Source organism: Nonomuraea sp. PA05 (genome assembly GCF_008086045.1).
Taxonomy (GTDB): Bacteria; Actinomycetota; Actinomycetes; order Streptosporangiales; family Streptosporangiaceae; genus Nonomuraea; species Nonomuraea monospora.
On the sequence record NZ_VSEY01000019.1, the window covers coordinates 39055 to 56856 of the forward strand.

12 protein-coding genes are annotated in these 17802 nt (G+C 71.3%); 2 read left to right on the plus strand and 10 right to left on the minus strand.

Going from position 1 to position 17802, the window contains the following annotated elements; translation table 11 throughout:
- Nucleotides 1-58: 58 nt before the first annotated feature.
- The 4 genes from FXF51_RS28255 to FXF51_RS62805 form a co-directional block, all read right to left on the minus strand.
- Nucleotides 59-1276 (minus strand): S8 family peptidase, encoded by a 1218-nt coding sequence (locus FXF51_RS28255; RefSeq protein WP_148437710.1) that lies wholly within the window; start codon nt 1274-1276, stop codon nt 59-61.
- Between the two features lie 31 nt (nt 1277-1307).
- Nucleotides 1308-3353, minus strand: a complete 2046-nt coding sequence (locus FXF51_RS28260; RefSeq protein ID WP_148437711.1) for an NACHT domain-containing protein — start codon at nt 3351-3353, stop codon at nt 1308-1310.
- 169 nt (nt 3354-3522) lie between these two features.
- Complete coding sequence (locus FXF51_RS28265) at nt 3523-4815, minus strand: YcaO-like family protein (RefSeq protein ID WP_148437712.1); 1293 nt, start codon at nt 4813-4815, stop codon at nt 3523-3525.
- Entirely contained in the window at nt 4802-4924 is a 123-nt protein-coding gene (locus tag FXF51_RS62805) for a hypothetical protein (protein ID WP_262379893.1), read from the minus strand. Before FXF51_RS62805 ends, FXF51_RS28265 begins: the two co-directional genes overlap by 14 nt.
- Before the next feature lie 177 nt (nt 4925-5101).
- Here FXF51_RS62805 and FXF51_RS28270 point away from each other — a divergent pair, with 177 nt between their 5' ends.
- Together FXF51_RS28270 and FXF51_RS28275 are read left to right on the plus strand one after the other, a co-directional pair.
- A complete protein-coding gene (locus FXF51_RS28270; protein WP_148437713.1) occupies nt 5102-7114 on the plus strand; it encodes a trypsin-like serine peptidase in 2013 nt (670 codons plus the stop codon).
- Between the two features lie 18 nt (nt 7115-7132).
- Complete coding sequence (locus FXF51_RS28275; RefSeq protein WP_148437714.1) at nt 7133-8176, plus strand: endonuclease/exonuclease/phosphatase family protein; 1044 nt, start codon at nt 7133-7135, stop codon at nt 8174-8176.
- Here FXF51_RS28275 and FXF51_RS28280 read toward each other — a convergent pair.
- The 6 genes from FXF51_RS28280 to FXF51_RS28305 form a co-directional block, all read right to left on the minus strand.
- Nucleotides 8163-9890 (minus strand): thiamine pyrophosphate-binding protein, encoded by a 1728-nt coding sequence (locus FXF51_RS28280; protein ID WP_148437715.1) that lies wholly within the window; start codon nt 9888-9890, stop codon nt 8163-8165. The two genes, FXF51_RS28275 and FXF51_RS28280, sit on opposite strands and share 14 nt — an antisense overlap.
- The gene (locus FXF51_RS28285) at nt 9887-11275 is read right to left on the minus strand and encodes a hypothetical protein (RefSeq protein WP_148437716.1); all 1389 of its coding nucleotides are present in this window, start codon (nt 11273-11275) and stop codon (nt 9887-9889) included. The genes FXF51_RS28280 and FXF51_RS28285 overlap by 4 nt, the downstream gene beginning before the upstream one ends.
- A gap of 14 nt (nt 11276-11289) precedes the next feature.
- On the minus strand, nt 11290-14205 hold the full coding sequence (locus FXF51_RS28290) for a peroxidase family protein (protein ID WP_148437717.1): 2916 nt from the start codon (nt 14203-14205) through the stop codon (nt 11290-11292).
- 146 nt (nt 14206-14351) lie between these two features.
- Nucleotides 14352-15326, minus strand: coding sequence for a hypothetical protein (locus FXF51_RS28295; RefSeq protein WP_148437718.1), 975 nt, complete (start codon nt 15324-15326; stop codon nt 14352-14354).
- Nucleotides 15327-15471: 145 nt separating this feature from the next.
- A complete protein-coding gene (locus FXF51_RS28300; RefSeq protein ID WP_148437719.1) occupies nt 15472-16074 on the minus strand; it encodes a GNAT family N-acetyltransferase in 603 nt (200 codons plus the stop codon).
- 203 nt (nt 16075-16277) lie between these two features.
- Entirely contained in the window at nt 16278-17015 is a 738-nt protein-coding gene (locus FXF51_RS28305) for a GntR family transcriptional regulator (RefSeq protein ID WP_148437720.1), read from the minus strand.
- Between the last annotated feature and the right edge of the window lie 787 nt (nt 17016-17802).

A 17802-nucleotide genomic window follows, 5' to 3' on the forward strand; every position in this document is an offset into this window, starting at 1 on the left:
GGGCCCGCTCCGCCATGGCGCCCGGACCAGGCCCACGACCTGGTGCGGGACCGCTCCGCTATGGCGCCCTGACCAGGCCCACGCCCCTGTCTGCCACGTCCACGCCGGACGCCAGCGGGCTGACGGCGGCGCAGGCGAGCAAGCGTGCGACGACCGTGGACGAGGCCGCAGGAAGCGGCGACTTCAGCACGTCCTCCCACCACAGCGCCGCCACCCCCGCGACGTGCGGCGTGGCCATGCTCGTACCGCTCAGGGAGCGCAGGCCTCCCCCGTTCCGCGCGGACACCACGCCCACCCCCGGGGCGCTGATCTGCGGGAAGGTGTTGGAGAACGGCGCGATGACCAGCCCGTTGCCCGTGGGCGACTCCGCCAGTGCACCGACCGCGATGACCCCCTCCGCCGCGGCGGGCAGCGACACGGCGATCTCGAACTCGGGCCCGTTCTGGCGCTCGCTCTCGTTCCCCGCCGCCGCCACGACGACGGTGCCGGGACCGACCGCCCCGCGGGCGGCCACCATCCGCATGAGCGCGTCGAAGAGCCGCAGGTTCGCCCGGTACGCCTCCAGGGCGAGCGACGTGGCGAACCTCGGCTGCCGCCCCATGTCCACCATCCGCTGCACCATGCCGGGGAAGTCGAACCCCAGGGACATGGAGATCACCTGGGCGCCCTGGTTCAGCGCCCACTCCATGCCGCGCAGCAGCCCCTCCGTGTCGCCGCTCCCGTCGTCGGCGAGCACCTTGCCGATCAGCGCCCTGGTCACCCCAGGAGCGACGCCGATCCGCGTGCCCTCGACCGCCCGGCCGAAGATCGTGCCGGCGCAGTGCGTGCCGTGCCCCTGCTTGTCACCCACGCCTGAGCCACTGAAGTCCTCCTGAAGGAGGGTCACCCCGGCGAAGGCTGGGTGGGCGGCGTCGATGCCGGTGTCGAGGACGGCCACGACGGTGTCCTCTCCCGTCCGCGTCGTGACGTCGGCGCCCACGGCCTTGACGCCCCACGTGGCCGTGGCGGCGCTCGCCCCGGCCTCCGCCCGCTCGTCTGCCTCGTCCTCGACCGGCTGGATGAGCGCAGTGGGCATGACCGGCGCCACCGCCCTGACCTCCGGGTCGCGTGCCACCTCACGCAGCTCGTGCTTGCCGAGCTCCACCACCTCCACGTGCGGTTCGCTGCCGGCGGCGAGCGCCTGCGGCGGCGCCGCACCGCCCGTCCGCGCCGACTCCAGTGGACTTGCCGTGCGTACGCCGCTCATGTCGCGCAGCACGCTGTATCTCTCACCCATGGCCCTCTCCTCCCGTTCGTTTCCCGTTCGTTCAAGAAAGCGGTACGGGCTCCCGGTGCCTGCTCTTCTTCTCCGCCAGCTCGCGGGCCAGGTGCTGTTGCAGCTCGACGTGCCGGAACTGGTAGTACGGCCCCTCCGTGCGCAGCAGGCCCAGGCGGTGCGCGTCGTCCAGGAAGTCCATCGCGCGCAGCGGCAGGCTGCCTCTGGTGGCCAGGCGGGGGACGGTCAGGTTGTAGGCGAGCCAGGCGTGGTGGCTGCCCAGCATGAGCCCGAACAGCAGACCCACCAGCCCGCCGACGAGGCTCGCGACGGGGTTGAACTTGAATCCCCACGCGATGAAGGCGCCGATGACCCCGACGGCGAGCCCGCTTCCGATCCGGATCGCCGTCAGGTTACGGTCCGCCCGCCAGGTGGAGCGGGGGGATCTCGCGCTGGCGTCCGTGGCCGGCCGCTCCACCCACCGGATCAGACCTTGCACGACGACGAACCCGATGCCCGACAGCAGCCCGACCTCCGTCGCGGCCTTCATCCCGATCTCTGGGCCCTGGAACGGGGTGGCCGTCAGCCACCCGATGCCCGCGCCCAGGGCGCCGACGAGAATCCCCGCGGGCAGCACCCGGACCAGGTTGAAGAGCCCTCGGCGCAGGTGGAAGTCCACGTGCCCCGGCGTCTCCCTGAACCAGGAACCGGTCGCGAGCACGATCACGAGCATGACCAGCACACCGGACGCCGCGCCGACAGCCGGGGTGCCGCCCAGGACGGTGTAGACCACGCAGGCCACGGCCCCGACCGCGATGCCGCTCCACCATCGCACCGGCCAGTTGCGGGTGTAGCGGGCCAGGTGCCACCACGCCAGGTCCCGCGTGTCCGCCTCGCTCGCGGACAGTTCCCTGCACAGATAGGTCAGCCACCGGTCGACCTGCTCCGGCGTCCACGCGTGCTGCGGGCGGAAGGGTTGCGCGGTGCCGTTGGCAGGCGGGCGCGTGCTCACCAGGGCGGGGATCAGCTCGTCGCACAGGTGGTCGTGCAACTCGGCGGCGCTGCCTCGCCCGTACGCCAGCAACGGCGCCGGATCCGCGCGGGTGGCGATGTACGTCACGCGGACCAGCCACAGGCCCAGGGACGTCGAGGTCACCTGGGCCAGGGCGGGGGCGGCGCCGGTGCGCAGCGACTCCAGCACCTCTGACCAGGCCGGGCGCGGGACCGGTGGTAGGCAGGCCGCCAGGTAGCCGGCCGCGGCGACGGCGTCGATGGGTTGCGGCTCGATGACCGCCGCCGCCGTCAGGACGTCGCCGAGCTCGTCCACCGACTCGGCGAACTGCTCGGTGCGGCACGTGAGGATGAGCTGGTCGTTCTCGCACATCGAGCGGTTGAGCGCGCGCAGCATGTCGGTGCGGGCGTGCTCGGGCAGCTCGTCGAGCCCGTCGATGACGGGCAGCAGCTCGCCGCGGGCCGCCAGCGCCTCGGGGATGCCGGGGCCGAGCGCGTCCGCGCGCAACGCGGGGTAGTCCATGGCCAGGAACGAGGCCAGCCAGTCCTGCATGCGCGGATGGGCCCGCTCGTCCCAGCGGGCGGCCGACACCAGCACAGGGACGCGTTCGCCCGGCTCGCGCGTGCGGAGCAGTTCGAGGACCAGTTGGACGGCCAGGGTCGTCTTCCCTGTTCCCGGCCCACCCAGGATGACCAGCCGGCGGCAGGGCAGGGCACGGAATCCGGACGCCATGTCCCTGATGTGCATCGGCAGGCCGGGGAAGGCCACGGCGCCCTTGGCGATGATCTCAGGGTGGTCGACGAGCTCACGCCGCCCGGTCGCCCGCCAGGGCAGCGGCATGGGTTCAGGATCGCCCAGCGAGCGCAGGACCGTCTCCTCGCGCCACTGCTCGGCCACCAGCCCGGCGAGGATGTCCTTCGCGGTGTCGATGCCGGCGGAGGTGGGGGCGCACGCGGGCGCCCGGCACTCATGCCACCAGGACAGAAGACCGCGCAGACCGCCCGCCAGCGCGATCACGCTGCCGACCGTCGCCACGAGCTGGGTGATTCCCGGCGCCACTCCCTGAGAGACGGACTGCTTCGTCACTACGGCGAGAATCGCGACAGCCGCGGCCAGCAGCAGAACGCCCCAGACGAGCGCTCCGACGGCTTTTGATTTCCGCTGCGCATATTGCCCAGACATAAATCCAGTATGCGAGCAATGGCCTACAGAAAGGGGGTCGCTGAATGCACGCGCGCGGCAAAACCGGGCCGGGTCATCCAGCGGAATGCCAATCGCGCGGAAGCGATCCGGAAACCTCGCCACGCCGGTGGAAGGCCATCGCCGCGTCCCGTCCCCTGGGTCCGGGGACGACGAGGTTGCCGTCCGTGACGAGCATGAACCGCTCCAGGCCCGGCACCATCACGTGCACGGCCACCACGCCTCCAGGCAGGACGCGCACCGTCCTGACGTAGGCCGTGAGGCCGCGCGCCGCCAGCGTCGCGGACACCACCCGCAGATGCGCGCCGGGCGTCCCCACCGCCGGCTCAGCGGCGGGAAGGGGCACCACGAGCGCCCCGCGCAGGGCGCCGGTGAGCTCGAACCGCCCGCAGGCCGCCAGGGCGGGGTGCGCACCGAGCCCGGCCGGATCACCGCGAGCGCCCCCTCCCAGCGTGGTCTGGACGAGCTCGGTGAGGGCGCGCCAGGCGGCATGGGACGGGCTCAGCGAGGTGCCGGTGCCACGCCGGTGCGGGCGGCGGGACGTGGGAGCCGTGTACGCCAGCATGGTCGGCACCCCGAGATCGCTGGTGATGTCCAGCAGGTGCACCGGGGATTCGGCCAGCTCCGCCGCCACCGCATATGCCCGCGCGACGCCGGGCGGCAGCGTCTCCGGGTCGATGAGCCTCGGCCGGAACCCGCGCCCGCAGAGAAAGGCCCGGACCAGCAGCAGGGACAGGGCGTCGCGTTCGATCGCCTCGTTGAGCGCGTGCAGCACCGCCTCGGCGGCGGTGACGCCGACGGCCGAGCCGCTGTTGCAGCTGTAGCGCGCGAGCTGGGCGTAGTCGCTGTCGTCGCAGGCCCGCTCGCGCAGCGGCGCGGCCCCGGCCTCCAGGTACCAGGGCGCGGACAGGAACAGCGGCACGAGCACGTCGCCGCCGCCGTCGAGGGCCCGGTATCGCCGGCAGGCCATCCGCCGTCCGGGCATGGGTTCGAGCAGCGGCGCGCAGGCGTCGGCCCGCAACGGCCCCGCGGCGAGCGCGGCGGGAGCGGCGGCCTCCACGGTGCCGGGGTCGAATCCGGCGGGCCCCGTCAGGTGGTGTTCGATGGCCTCGAAGAGCGCACCGAGGCGGGCCTCGTCCCGGCCGCCCTTGCCCATGCCGCACGCGACGGGCGCGGAGCCCGCCCGGCTCAGGAGCCCGCACCACCAGGCGGCCGGATCACGACCACCGCCCATGTCCACGAGCTGCGCCCGCAGGCCCAGCGCGGCGAGTGCCGCCACCGAGCGCCGTGCGGCCTCGGCGAGCGGCACCTCCCGCTCCGCCGGACAGGCGGGTCTACCCTTCGTCATCCCCGGCCGCCGCCGTCAGCTCCTCCAGGCGGGCGAGCTCGGCCTCGGTGAGGTGCTGGCCCGGCCTGTCCAGGGAGGCGACGGAGACGTAGTCGACGACGTTACCCATGCGGGTCCCCTCTCTCCTCGCTTCTCACGGTAGCCACGACGGACCGGAAGACCAGAAAACGCACAATAAGCCATCTCCATAACAATTTTAATGACCTGAAAGATGAGTCAACCAGCAGTCAATAAACCGCTGGACATCTGGACGGTCCCGCGAAACGGCGCACACATTCGAACTGTTATGGAAATATCCACGGAAGTCAGCGAAAGCAGGGCGCGGCAGACCAGGGCCGCCGCCGAGCGGTATCGCTGGAGCGGCTCGGAACGCGACGAGACGTGGCGCAGGCGCGAGCGGGGAGAGGCGTTCCCCGATTCACCGGAGATGCTGGCCGCCCGCACCGCCCGCCTCATCCAGCGCAACGGGCTGCCCGTCGAGGCCGCGCTGGAGGCCACCAGGACCGAGGCCCTCGACCAGCCCCAGATGTACGAACGCATCCTCGGGGTGGCCAAGGACCTGCAGTCGTGGAGCTTCCTGCCCAGAGGGGCGCGGGCCGCGCGGACGGTCGCCCGGATCTCCGTCGCCGAGAACGGCCGCGAGATCCCGATCGGCACCGGCTTCCTGGTCTCCCCCAGGCTGCTGCTCACCAACCATCACGTGCTGCCCGACGCCGCGGCGGCCGCCTCGGTGATCGTGGAGTTCGACGCCCAGGTCACCGTGGACAACACGCCTGAGATCTCCAGGCGGTTCGTGCTGGACCCCGGCGAGTTCTTCGTCGCCGACAGCGCACTCGACTTCGCCCTCGTGCTGGTGAGCCCGGGGTCCGACGGCCGCCAGGCCGGGGAGACGTTCGGCTGGAACCGGCTCAGCGTCCAGACGGGCAAGCTGGTCATCGGCGAGCCGGTCAACATCATCGGCCACCCCAGCGGGCGGTTGAAGGAGATCTCCATCCGGGAGAACCGGCTGGAGGCGCGGCTGGACGACTTCCTCCAGTACCAGACCGACACCGAGCCGGGCAGCTCCGGTTCGCCGGTGTTCAACGACCAGTGGGAGGTCACGGCGCTGCACCACAGCGGCGTGCCCAGAACGGACGACCAGGGACGGATCCTGCGCCGCGACGGGCAGCCGTGGCGGGAGGGCGACGGCGACGACGCCGTGGACTGGGTCTCGAACGAGGGCGTGCGGATCAGCGTCATCCTCAAGCACCTGGCCGCCCTGCCCCTCGGCGAGGCCATGCGCGCCTTCCTGACGGAGATGGGGCCGGAGTCGGGTCTCGCGGCCGTCACCGTCCCGGTGCCCGCCCCTCCGATGGACGGGCGGCTGGTCGTCGAGGCGGACGCGCGGAGCACACCCCAGCGCGCCGGCCTGCCCGCCGCCCCCGGCGCCTTCGGCGGATCCAGGCACGTGGTCTTCCTGCACGGCCGCGGTCAGGAGGAGAGAATCCCCGAGGTGTTGCGCCGGGACTGGGCCGCCGGGCTGAACGGCGGGCTCACCAGGGCGGGGCTGGACACGATCGCGCCGGCCGACGTCTGCTTCCCCTACTACGCGCAACGGCTGCTCCAGGCCATGCGCCCGATGGAGGCACTCCCGCGCTCGCCGCACACAGCGGTCGAGGCGGTGGCGCCGGCGCCCGGCTCCACGCGGCGGCTGTACGAGGAGCTGATCGTCGAGGCGGCGGGGCGAGCGGGCATGCCGGGGCCGGGAAGCAGGGAAGGGCTGGGCGACTCCGTACGGCGTGGGCTGAACTGGCTCGCCGACACCACCGACCTCGATCGCCTGCTCATCGCCGCGATCTTCGCGGACGTCGCCGCCTACCTCGACGACCAGCAGGTCCGCGAGGCCGTACTGGATTGCGTGCTCAAGGATCTGCCGCGCGCCGGCCGCATGGTGCTGGTCACCCACAGCCTCGGCACGGTGGTGGCCATGGACCTGCTCACCCGGCTCGACCCGGCGGTGGAGGTCGAGCTGCTCGTCACCGCAGGAAGCCCGCTGGGGCTCGACGGCGTGCACCGGCGGCTGCTCGCCGGCGGCCCGCACCGGCCTGACCGGGTGTCGCGCTGGTTCAACGCCTGGTGTCCCATCGACCCGGTCGCCATCGGGTGCCCGCTGATCGACCGCTGGAGCGACGGCCCCGACGAGGTCGCCGTCGCCAATCCGGTGGGCAAGGCCCACGACATCGAGGAGTACCTCGCCCACCCCGAGGTGGCCCACCCGATCGGGGCCGCGCTGCAGGCGCCGGCCGGACGGGTGGCGTAGGAACGGAGGCGCACGGCCATGACCAATCTCAAGATCACGACGGTCAACGGCGAGTGGATGAACGACTGGTTCACGGCCGACGCCGAGACGGCGGCCTTCGTGCCGGAGTTCTCCAAGGACGGCGAGCACGGGGTCACCGCGGAGGCGGCGGGCCGCCTGGCGGGGCTGATCTCGGCCATCGACGCGGACGTCGTCGCGCTGGTGGAGGCGCCGAGCCGACCGGCCGAGCTACGGCTGTTCATCGACGAATACCTGTCCGTGAACGGCCGCCCTGCCTACGACTTCGTGCTCGGCGACTCCGGCGGGAGCCAGAAGCCGGCCCTGCTGTTCAAGCCCGATCGGGTGGCGCTCTCACTGACGCCCTCGTCGGAGGCCGGGCCGCTCATCGACCCGTGGATGGCCGACGTGGACGGCGACGGGACGCTCAACGAGTACGCCTTCACCAGGAACCCGCTGTGCTGCGAGGCCGAGGTGGACGGCAACCGGCTGGGAGTGGTGGTCGCGCACCTGAAGTCGAACTTCATCAACCGGGGCCGCCAGATGTGGCAGGACCCGGCGCGGCGCCTGGAGTTCGTCAAGGCCGCGCTGCGGAACAGGCGGCGGATCGCCAACGAGGCCATGCGCATCCGCAGGGCCATGGAGCGGCGCCTGGAGAGCGAGCCGGAGTCGGCGACCGTCGTGCTGGGCGACCTCAACGACGGTCCCGGCCAGGACTACTTCGAGGAGTTCTATCTCGCGCACAACGTCACCGACATCCTCGTCGGCTCGCCGTACGAGCCGGAGCGGCTGTTCGGCCACGCCCAGGCCGACGTCGAGGAGGAGCAGCGCTTCAGCGCCGTGTTCGACGACTTCGTCACCAAGGAGCCGGACCGGCACGTGCTGCTCGACCACATCCTGCTGTCGCCCGGCCTGACGAACGGCGGCTCGGCGCTGGCCAAGGTGCCGGGGTCCGGCCGCATCGAGCACGAAGCCTGGGCGGCACAGCTCGACGGCGACGGATCCGCGCGGGACCGGCGGGCCACCGATCACCGCCCGGCCAGCGTGCTGCTCACCTGCGCCTGATGCCGTCCTGGCCGCGCAGGCGGTCCTCGACCGTCTCCACCAGGCCGGCGATCACCCCATCGGGTGAGGGGCTGTAGTGCGGGATCGCCCACCGGGTGATCCTGGCGTCGATCACCGTGGGGCGGCCAGAGCCCAGCGCCGCGCGGAAGGCGTCCTCGAACTCGCCGAGCGTCTCCACCCGGTACCCGTCCGCCCCGCACGCCCTGGCGTAGGCGGCGAAGTCCGGGTTGCGGAACTCGACCAGGCCGGTCTCCAGGTACTCGGAGAGCTGGTAGAGCTTGATCAGCTTGAACTCCTCGTCGTCGAAGACGATCCAGATGACGGGGATGTCGTGCTCCACGGCGGTCATCAGCTCGAAGCCCGACAACGCGTAGCAGCCGTCGCCGCAGCCGACCACGACCGTGCGATCGGGCTGGGCGACCTTCACCCCGATCGCGCCGTTGACGTGCCCGGCCATCGGCCCGAACGAGCCGGCCTTGCGGAAGTTCTGGCCCTCCTCGACGTCCACGTAGTAGCCGAGCCACGCCAGGTGGGCGCCCGCGTCGGCGAGGAGGACGGCCCGCGCCGGCAGCAGCCGGCCGATCGCCTGCGCCAGCTCCCCCGGGTGGATCCTGCCGGTCAGGTGGATGATGTGCCTGGCCTCGTAGTCCTTGCCGGTCACGTCGGCGGCCGGCACGTCGCCGACCTTCCGCTCCAGCGCCTCGGCCAGGGCCGCCACCGCCGGGCGCGCGTCGGACAGGAGCGCGTGATCGGGCCGGTACGCCTTGTGGAACTCGATCTCGCAGATGTTCACGTGGATGAGCACCTTGCCGTCGAACAGGTCCTGGCGGTAGTTGAAGGTGGCGTGCTGGTTCAGGGAGTTGCCGACGCACAGGACGACGTCGGCCTCGCGGAACGCCTTCCAGGCGCTGGCGTGACCGCTGTCGGCGAAGACCCCCAGCGCGAGCGGATGCGTCTCGGGCACGATGCCCTTGCCGTCGAGCGTGGTCAGCAGCGGGATCTGGAACCGTTCGACCAGCCGCTTGAGCTCGGGGCCCGCGCCGCTGCGGACCGCGCCGAACCCGGCGAGCACGACGATCCGCCGGCCCTGCTCCATGGCGTCCGCGAGCACCGAGGCGATCTCCTCGACGCGTGCCGGGTCGGGCCGGACCGGCGCGACGTCGAGCCGGACGGGCCGCGTCCGCTCGACCTCGATGCCGCGTTCGGTCAGGTCGAGGGGGACGTGGATGTGCACGGGGCCGGGCCGCCCCTCGAAGGCGGTGTTGACGGCCTCCTCGAACACCGCGAAGGTGTCCTCCGCCGACTCCAGCAGGTAGGACTTCTTGGTCGTGGCGGCGAACATGGCCCGCGAGTCCGGTGTCCCGCCGAGGCCCGAGGTCTCGTTCAGCGAGCCCCAGCCCTGCCACTTCCTGGGCGCGTATCCCGAGACGGCCAGCACCGGGTAGGAGTCGGACATCGCCATGGCCAGGCCGGAGAACAGGTTGAAGGCGCCGGGGCCGGCCGTGGCGAAGCAGAAGCCCAGCTTGCCGCTGTACATCGCGTACCCGCAGGCCATGAAGGAGGCGGCCTGCTCGTGGCGGGTGATGATCGGCCGGATCCGTCGCGAGTGCTTCAGCGCCAGCATCAGGCCCGCCGCGTTCTCGCCCGCTCCGCCGAAGGCGGCCTCCACCCCGACGTCCTCCAGCCCGGCGACGATGGCCTCGTAGACCTTCATGGGCGCGCCTCCTCCCCGTGCCAGCGGGCGGCGTGCCGCTGGTGCGCGTCGGTCGTGCCGTTCGCGAAGAACCGCTCGTAGTACTCGGTCTCGACGTGATGGGCCTGCAGCCAGATGCCGGGCACGTGGATGGCGTCGGCGTGGGCGGGGAAGCGGCCGTGCGTCCGGTGGATGTAGACGCAGACGTCCCGCGCGCAGTCGATCACCTCCTGCTCGTACGCGCTCGCCTCGGCCAGGTAACGCCGCCCGTAGTCGCCCTTGTAGATGTGGCCGAAGGTCTTCTCGTCGGTGTAGATCCCGCCGGGGCCGAACTTCGCCCGCACGACGCTGTCCACGGCCGCCTCCATCGACGGGAAGTTGGGCGGGCAGGCGGCCTTGATGAGATGCTCGCCGTCCACCCGCAGGCCCACCGGGTGGGAGCGCAGCGTGGCGTACTTCGGCAGCGGCACGTGCCAGCGCAGCAGGTCGGCGGGGCGGAAGCGCGGCGTGACGAAGTCGAAGCCGAGCATCCGGCCGTAGGCGCGGGAGAACTTCGGGTCGCCCAGCATGATCTGCGGATGGATCGTGCCGTGGATCCAGGCGCCGAGCCCCATCGCGTCGGCGGCCAGCATCAGGTTCTGCACGAGCAGGTCCGCCTCGATCTGGACGCGCATCGTCCCCATGGCGCCGAGCGGCACCTTGATGTCCGGATTGAGGAACCCGTTCTTGACCCACTTGGCCACGCCCGCCAGGCGGTAGAGGTTGCGGTCGTCGACGAACGCGGGCCTGGCCCCCTCCGGCTGGGTGAGCAGGAACATCAGGCAGTTGATGTACTGGTGGGACAGGTCCACCACGGGCAGGAAGATCGTCGTGCCGGGAAGGTTGGACAGGAACCGGTTCGCGTCCAGGTAGGCGGGGAAGTCCCGGCGCCCCTCGGCCACGTCGAGCCGGCGGCCGAGTACGCGCACCTTGGCCTGGCGGGCCCGCTCGATCAGCGCGTCGGCGGTGAAGGGCAGGTCCGGGGCGGGCGGGAGCTTCCTCAGGTAGTACGTGCCGGTGTCGTTGATCATGAAGAAGTGGGTGCCCTGCGCGTTGTCGGGGCTGCCCGCCGTCCGGCCGGCCATGGTGAGGTTGGGCTTGGCCATGATCGGGTCGCCGTCCCGCGGGTCCTCGAACGGCCGGTCGGGCATGGTCAGGCCGGAGCAGCCGGTGAGCGCGATGAGCAGCGCCTCCTCCAGCTCCGTCAGCGGCATCGGCGGGTGCGGTGACCGGTAGCTCATCGACCCCGCCGGCACGGCCGCGCCGCGGCTGACGCGGTGGGTCCGGCGTTTCCAGATGCTCTCCAGCAGCGGCCGGGACAGGACCGCTTCCAGCCCTTCCTGCCTGGTGGCGGGCTTGACGTCCATGATCGGGCTCGCTTTCAGTCGTGCGTGGTGCCGGTGTTCGCCTCGGGCCTGGCCGGGTGCCACGGCGCGAAGGCGCTCGTGGTCCTGGGCAGGACCGCCGCCAGTTCCGGGCAGTGCCGCAGGATGACGCTCGTCATGCCGTTGCGGGCGATCCAGTCCATCCCCAGCGGGGTGTAGATCTCGGGCCTGAAGTCGACGGTGAGGAAGCGGTCGCTCTGCAACCGCCGGCTGGCCATGAGGATGAAGATGCGGAACGCCGTGTCACTGAAGCCGAAGCGTTCGGGCGGGTTCTCCGCGAAGAGCCCGACCATCGTGTCGATGTCGTCCACCGAGCGGTAGACGTCCCGCAGCCTGGCCAGCAGGTCCGGATCGGTGGTGAGATCCTCGAAGCGCCGCAGGCGCGGCCGGTGCAGGCCCGCGCGGAAGTCGTTGTAACGCGGCACGGCGCGGCGGCGGGTGCGGACCAGGTCGACCACGGACAGGTCGATGATCTCGCCGTCCCGCTCGAACGCCTGCAGCGCCCGCGGGAAGTTGCGCAGCGTGATGGCCCCTGGATGGGCGATGCCGAGCGAGTACAGCGAGTTCGCCAGGCCCGTCCGGCGCATGACCGGCTCGGTGGCGGCGCCCTGCACGCCGGCGAAGCCGAGGGTCTCCAGCGGCCGTCCGCTGCGGTGGTCGGCGAGCTGGTAGTCGTCCGGGATCAGCGGGTGCATGCGGTAGACGGTGACGAAGTCCTCGGTGAGCGAGTACGGCGCGCCGTGATGGTCGGGCAGGGTCCCCGGGATGCCGGTGAGCGCGTGCGCGTCGGCCAGCCACAGCCCGAGGTGCGTGAGCCAGCTCTTCGGCGGCCCCTGCCAGTTGGCCTTCAGCCCGATGTCGATCAGCTCGGTGGCCAGGATGGCGGGCGTCCACTCCACAGTGTGGATCTTGGCGATGAGGGCCGAGACGACGAGCCTGGCCGTGTGGTAGACCGCCTCCTCTGCCATGCCGGGGTACTCCTCGCGCAGCGCCCGGCACACGGCGTTGTGCTCCCGGGCGAAGAGCGTGTGCATGACGCTGAGCCCGAGCCACCAGTTGTCGCGGAACCCGGTGATCGGGATGCCGTCAGGGCCGGGCACCAGGTGGCCGTCCTCCAGGCGCAGCGACGCGCCGCCGTCCGGCTCGCGCAGGGATCTCGCGACGCTCTCGTCTCCGCCGTAGACCTCGGAGCCGTCCCACCAGTGGGAGGCCGCGTTGGCGGACAGGATCGGCGGCCCCGTGCCGCCGGCCGGGCGCAGGTCCTCGTTCTCGGCGAAGCGCATCACGCTCTCGGGCGCGCCTCCCGGGGTGTTGGTCCATGTCATGCCGTACGGGAGCGGCACCTCGACGCTCGCCGCCCCGGGCGGGCAGCGCTTGTGGTCCACCCAGTCGTGCACCTGGAACTGGATCCAGGCGGCGGCGATCACGTTCAGCGACCGTGCAGGGAGGAAGGTGTCGCGGTGCAGCAGCTCCCTGCTGACGACCACCGGATTCGGCTCGTCGAACAGGTCCGGCCGGTAGACGGGCGGGAGGTTGCGGCCGAAGGGCGCGCCGAGCGCCCCCATGGCGGGGGCGGACAGGTCGTTGCAGGTGCCGTCGTAGGTGCGCCTGACGAGCAGGCTGTCGTCGGGCGGCGTGGGCACCGGATGCGTCTGGGGCGGGCCCCGCCGCACCTCGGTGTCGATCAGGTTGTCGCGGCGCAGCACCTGCCGGATGGTCGCGACGTTGAGCAGGCCGATCCAGGTCGGCAGCCGGTGCCAGGGGATGTGGCGGTTGACGACGCCGAACGTGCCGCGCAGCAGCGCGCCGACGACGAGGTTGCGTCTCGGCGTCGGCGTGACGAAGCGGCGTCCCAGGCGGTGAGCGCTGCCGGCCTCGTAGGCGGCCTTGCGGGCGCGATTCAGGTTGCCGAGGGGGCGGAAGGCGTCGGTGGTGTTCCACGGGTCGAAGGCGAGCCGGTCGATGCGGGCCGCGGCGGCGCGCGCCCCGGCGGCGCCCACGTCCTGGCGCGGGATCGTCAGCGTGGCCACGGGGACGACGGGCACGTCCGCGTCCGGCCAGTCGGCGGCGCCGTCCTCGACGGGAGTGACCCGGGGGTCCTCGTAGCGCTGGACGCACAGCTCGAAGACGACGTCCTGCCTGGCCAGCCGGGCCGCGAGCTCGTGCGCCAGGTAGTCGGGGTCCTCCGGCGGCGGAGCGGGCACCGCCGGGGACACCGTGGCGGGCCGCAGGCGGTAGCGCACCGGGCCGGCCTCGCCCCAGAGGATGGAGCCCCGGCTCCAGTACGTCTCCAGGGCGAGGCTGAGCACCTCGCGCCGGGTTCCGGCGAGCACGTTGCGCCGCATGCGGGCGGCGACGGACCAGCCCAGGGCCCACGGCAGCTTCACGTACAGCGCGACGGCCTTGCGCAATGTGGTGATCGCACCCGCCATGACCTGCGCGAACACCACGAACTCGCGGGCGTTGCGGGCGTGGGAGACCGGATGGTTGGTCATCAGGAGGTCGTGGGTCTCCCCCTCCCCCACCTGGATCCGCAGGGCCGCGCCACGCAGGTCGGGGGCGTGGTCGGGCTGGCGTACGCCGCTCGCGTTCGACAGGCGGACGATGACCGGGTATTCGGCGCCGGGCTGGGCGAATCCGGTCCGCAGCTCCTCGGGCAGCGAGGGGTGGAACCGCAGCCTGGCGTTCTCGACACCGAGGATCGCCTTGGCGTGAAAGGCCCGGTCGATCGCGGACGCGCCGCCGCGCTCCTTGATCTTCAGCTGGACGCGCATGAGGTCGTGGGCGAGCCGCTCCAGGATCACCCGTTCCCTCTCGGGTGAGCCCCCGGCGTAACGCTCATACTGCTCGGCCGTGGCGGGTTCGCGCGCCACCGGTGGGCCGCCGGCGACGCCTTCCTGCTGCTTGGCCATGTGAACTCCCCCGAGAATGCGGCCGCCGCGCCGGGCCGGTGCAGGTGCGGCGCGGAATCTCTGGCCGCTATTCCCTCGCCCGACCGGACGATGCGCCCCTTTCCCCCAGCGCTGCCCATTCTTGGAAGAAGAGCTATTCTCCCTGGTCAGTCAGGGCATCGGGGCTCGGCGGCCGTGCCCACGCCGCGCGAGGCGTCCCGCACGTTGCTGAGCACCGTCTGGCCCTGCTCGTCCACCAGCCGGGTGATGAGCTGCTGCGCGGCCCCGAAGACCGCCGCCCAGCCGAGGATCTGCGCGCGGGTGTCGAGATCGCTCAGCCCCGGGACGAAGCGCGCCTGGATCAGCATCAGGCCGATGACCGCCGACACCGCGCCCGCCGGGAGCTTCAGCAGCGCCAGCACGACGGGCAGGGTGTAGGGGGCCGAGGTCCCGTGGATGCGGCGCAGGCCGATCGCGCCCACCAGCGAGGCGGCGGACAGGCCGACGAGCTCCACGATGGCGACGTCCCAGGTGGTCGGGACGGACCCGATGGGGCACGCGGGCCCGGCCTTGGGATCGTCGAAGCAGAGGTTGAGCGCATGCGGGTGGAAGGCGCCCACCACGAGCAGCGACACGGCGACGAGGGCCAGCACGAAGGTGGAGATCAGGATGGTGTTGCGGAAGCTGCGCAGCCGCACCTTCTCCTGCTGGGCGGCGATGTTGGCCGCCTGCAGCGTGATCACCGCCAGCGTGCGGTCCTGCGGCGCCAGCTTGCCGTCCTGGCCGCCGAGATGCTCCTCCAGCTTGGCCCGGCGCGGGTCCTGCGGGCCCAAATGCTGCAACGCCCGCGCGAGCACGTCGCTGCCCCACCAGGGAAGCTCCGCCTCGGGCAGCAGCTTGAGCAGGGCGACCTCCACCTTGTTGATGTTCGCCCAGGTGCGGTCCACAGCGAGGCCTGACCAGGCTCCCCGCAGGCTCGCCCGGCCCGCCGCGGCCTCACGGGCCGCGTCGAGGTGCCGCTGCGCGCCCCTGGCCTGCGCGGATCCGTCGCCGTAGCCGTCAAGCTGGCTCTGCAGCTCCGCGATGTACGCCAGCGCGCGCTGCCGCCACGAGAACGCCTTCTCCCCGGCCACATCCTGCATCGCTGGGCATCCTGCCCTGGACGGCGGTCACGGGAACGATCACTGGTGCAACCACGGGGAAACCCGGGCCCATCGTTGACCTTCCCCGCGCACGCCGGGACAAGGCCCGGCCCCGCGGTGGGGCCGGGCCTTGTCCGCACCCGATCTAGGCGCTGATCAGCTCGGCGAGCGTGAGATCACGGAAGACCGTGATCGGCACGTCCTCCGACTGCCGCTGGAACAGCGCCCCTGACGACCTGTGCGGCAGGTCCACCGTGCGGACGTGCCGGAAGCCGCGGTCGCGGTAGTAGCCCTGCAGCCGCGGGTTGGCCTTGGCGCAGTCGAGGCGGAGCCAGGGCAGGCCCGCCGAGAAGGCTGCGGTGCAGGCCCAGTCGAGCAGGGCGTCGCCGAGGCCGGAGCCCGACCACGGCCGGGCGACGGCCAGTTTGTGGATGTAGAGCGCCGCCCCCGGATCGTCGGCCGGGGTCCAGAACTCCGCGTCCGCGTGATCGTCGAGGGCGATGGTGGCCACCGGCGGAGCCGACTCGTCGGGGTCCAGATATCTGAGCTCGTCGTCCAGGAGGAACAGCACGCGTTCCTCGATGAGCGGCTCGATCCGCTCGGCGCCGAACCCGCCGCGAGGCCATTGCCGCACTCCCTGCGTGTGCAGCCACTCGGCGGTGTCGGCGAGCAGCGTCAGTACGCCGGGAAGGTCCGCGGGCTCCGCTCTGCGCAGCGAGAGCGGGTGCAGGAGGGTGTTGGTGTGCATAGTCGTACCCTTCATTGCCTTGGGTGTCCGCTCCTGCGCACAGCGTGATGACACCACGGTGCGTAGGGGCGAAATGGGGCCTTTATCCGATATATATGGATAAATGGCGATTTAGGGGAGTATGCACGACTCCCCCAGGCCAGCGAGGCGGCTATTTCTCGCTGCGCCCGGCCGGCGGGATCACCCCTTCACCCACGAGCTCGTCAGCGGCGATCGAGCTCGTATCTGATCAGATGTTTGTCGGCTGGCAAAACCGACACGGCGACACGCACTGGCATGTCTGCCCCGTCGTACCCCACTCTGACGTACACCATTACTGGTGTACCGAGTTCAAGTTGGAGGCGTTCGGCTTCCTCCTGGTTGGGCATGCGGGCCCAGATGTCGTCCACAACGCGAACTTGCGCATGCCCCAGCTCTTCCAGCACCCGGTTCGCCCCTCGCGCGATGTCTCCAGGCCTGGCGATCTCGGAGTCGGCAACCAGATCGCGGGGGTAGTAGGAATCGTTGGTGTTGTACGGCTGTCCGTCCACGAAACGCAGACGGCGTCTCACCACCGCCAATTCGCCGTCGGCCAATTCCAGCCTGCTGGCGATCTCCTCGACGGGAGACACCGTCAGCACCTCGATGTACTGGCTGGGGGCTCGGCCTTCCTGCGCGACGGCGTAGGCGAACGCCTCGCGCAACTCCCCGCTGGGTTGCGGCTCCAGCTCCCGCTGCGGATAGATCAGCAGCGGCCTTCGGTCCCGGACCACGGTGCCGCGCCGCGGCGTGCGCGTGACCAGACCCTCGTTGACGAGTTCGCCGAGGGCCAGTCGTACCGTGTTCCTGCTCACCCCATGGTCTTCCATGAGCTGCGCCTCGGTCGGTAGCTGTGCCCCGGGGCCGAGGACACCCGAGTAGATGGCTCGTCGCAACTCCGAAGCCACCTGCTGATACAGCACCGACCTTGCCACTTTCACCCCTTTTGTTCCAACAATTTAGACGATCTGGTTCTAGCAGGCCACAACCCCTTGACCGAACCGCCTCCACCGGCCCATCATCCATTCGTTGGTACAAATCCATCTAAAGGCCGGTGAGGGGGTGAAGGCCAGTGTTGCCGGTCCGCACGGGTACGCCATACCTGCCCTGGCATGACCCCCGCGAAGCAACACGTTTACTGCGTTACGCGTTGACTCGCCAGGGGTTCACCCACACCTACCAGAGCTTTGGCGACGGCATGCCCGCGCCATCGGCGTTGACTGAGCTGACCGTGCGCTGCGACGACGGATCCTTAGTCGGGAACAAGGAGGGTGGCGCCCCCGTCGCGCATCGCGTCGATGACCCGGTTGGTGCAGCTCGACGCATCGCCGCACGTCGCCGGCAACAGGGACCTTCGCGCTCCCCCATCGACTCCGTGTGCGAGTCAACGGTCTAGGACTCCATCCCTCGCCGGAGTCCTGGCGCCGTCGCACGCGGGGCAGGAAGCGCGTCCTGGCGGGTCCCCCACGCCCGCCAGGACGCGCTTTCCTCCGAGGACCGGCCGAGTGCCCGCCGCCTCCATCGTCCCGATGGGGGCTTTTTCTCTGCCCGGGGGGCGGATCGCGCGACCTTCCCGCCGCGCCCGCCGATTCCGTACCGCTCACGTCTGCCACCATTCGACGACGCCTGCTTGCCACACATCATCAACCCTGCGGGGCCAACCCGGGGGCAGCTTCGTGATGGTGGGACTGGTGGGATTTTCCGGTACGA

Bases quoted from the DNA above. Each gene is read 5' to 3' on its own strand.
- FXF51_RS28255 (WP_148437710.1), bottom strand. From the start codon at position 1,276: ATGGGTGAGAGATACAGCGTGCTGCGCGACATGAGCGGCGTACGCACG.
- FXF51_RS28265 (WP_148437712.1), bottom strand. From the start codon at position 4,815: ATGACGAAGGGTAGACCCGCCTGTCCGGCGGAGCGGGAGGTGCCGCTC.
- FXF51_RS62805 (WP_262379893.1), bottom strand. From the start codon at position 4,924: ATGGGTAACGTCGTCGACTACGTCTCCGTCGCCTCCCTGGACAGGCCG.
- FXF51_RS28270 (WP_148437713.1), top strand. From the start codon at position 5,102: ATGGAAATATCCACGGAAGTCAGCGAAAGCAGGGCGCGGCAGACCAGG.
- FXF51_RS28275 (WP_148437714.1), top strand. From the start codon at position 7,133: ATGACCAATCTCAAGATCACGACGGTCAACGGCGAGTGGATGAACGAC.
- FXF51_RS28280 (WP_148437715.1), bottom strand. From the start codon at position 9,890: ATGAAGGTCTACGAGGCCATCGTCGCCGGGCTGGAGGACGTCGGGGTG.
- FXF51_RS28285 (WP_148437716.1), bottom strand. From the start codon at position 11,275: ATGGACGTCAAGCCCGCCACCAGGCAGGAAGGGCTGGAAGCGGTCCTG.
- FXF51_RS28290 (WP_148437717.1), bottom strand. From the start codon at position 14,205: ATGGCCAAGCAGCAGGAAGGCGTCGCCGGCGGCCCACCGGTGGCGCGC.
- FXF51_RS28295 (WP_148437718.1), bottom strand. From the start codon at position 15,326: ATGCAGGATGTGGCCGGGGAGAAGGCGTTCTCGTGGCGGCAGCGCGCG.
- FXF51_RS28300 (WP_148437719.1), bottom strand. From the start codon at position 16,074: ATGCACACCAACACCCTCCTGCACCCGCTCTCGCTGCGCAGAGCGGAG.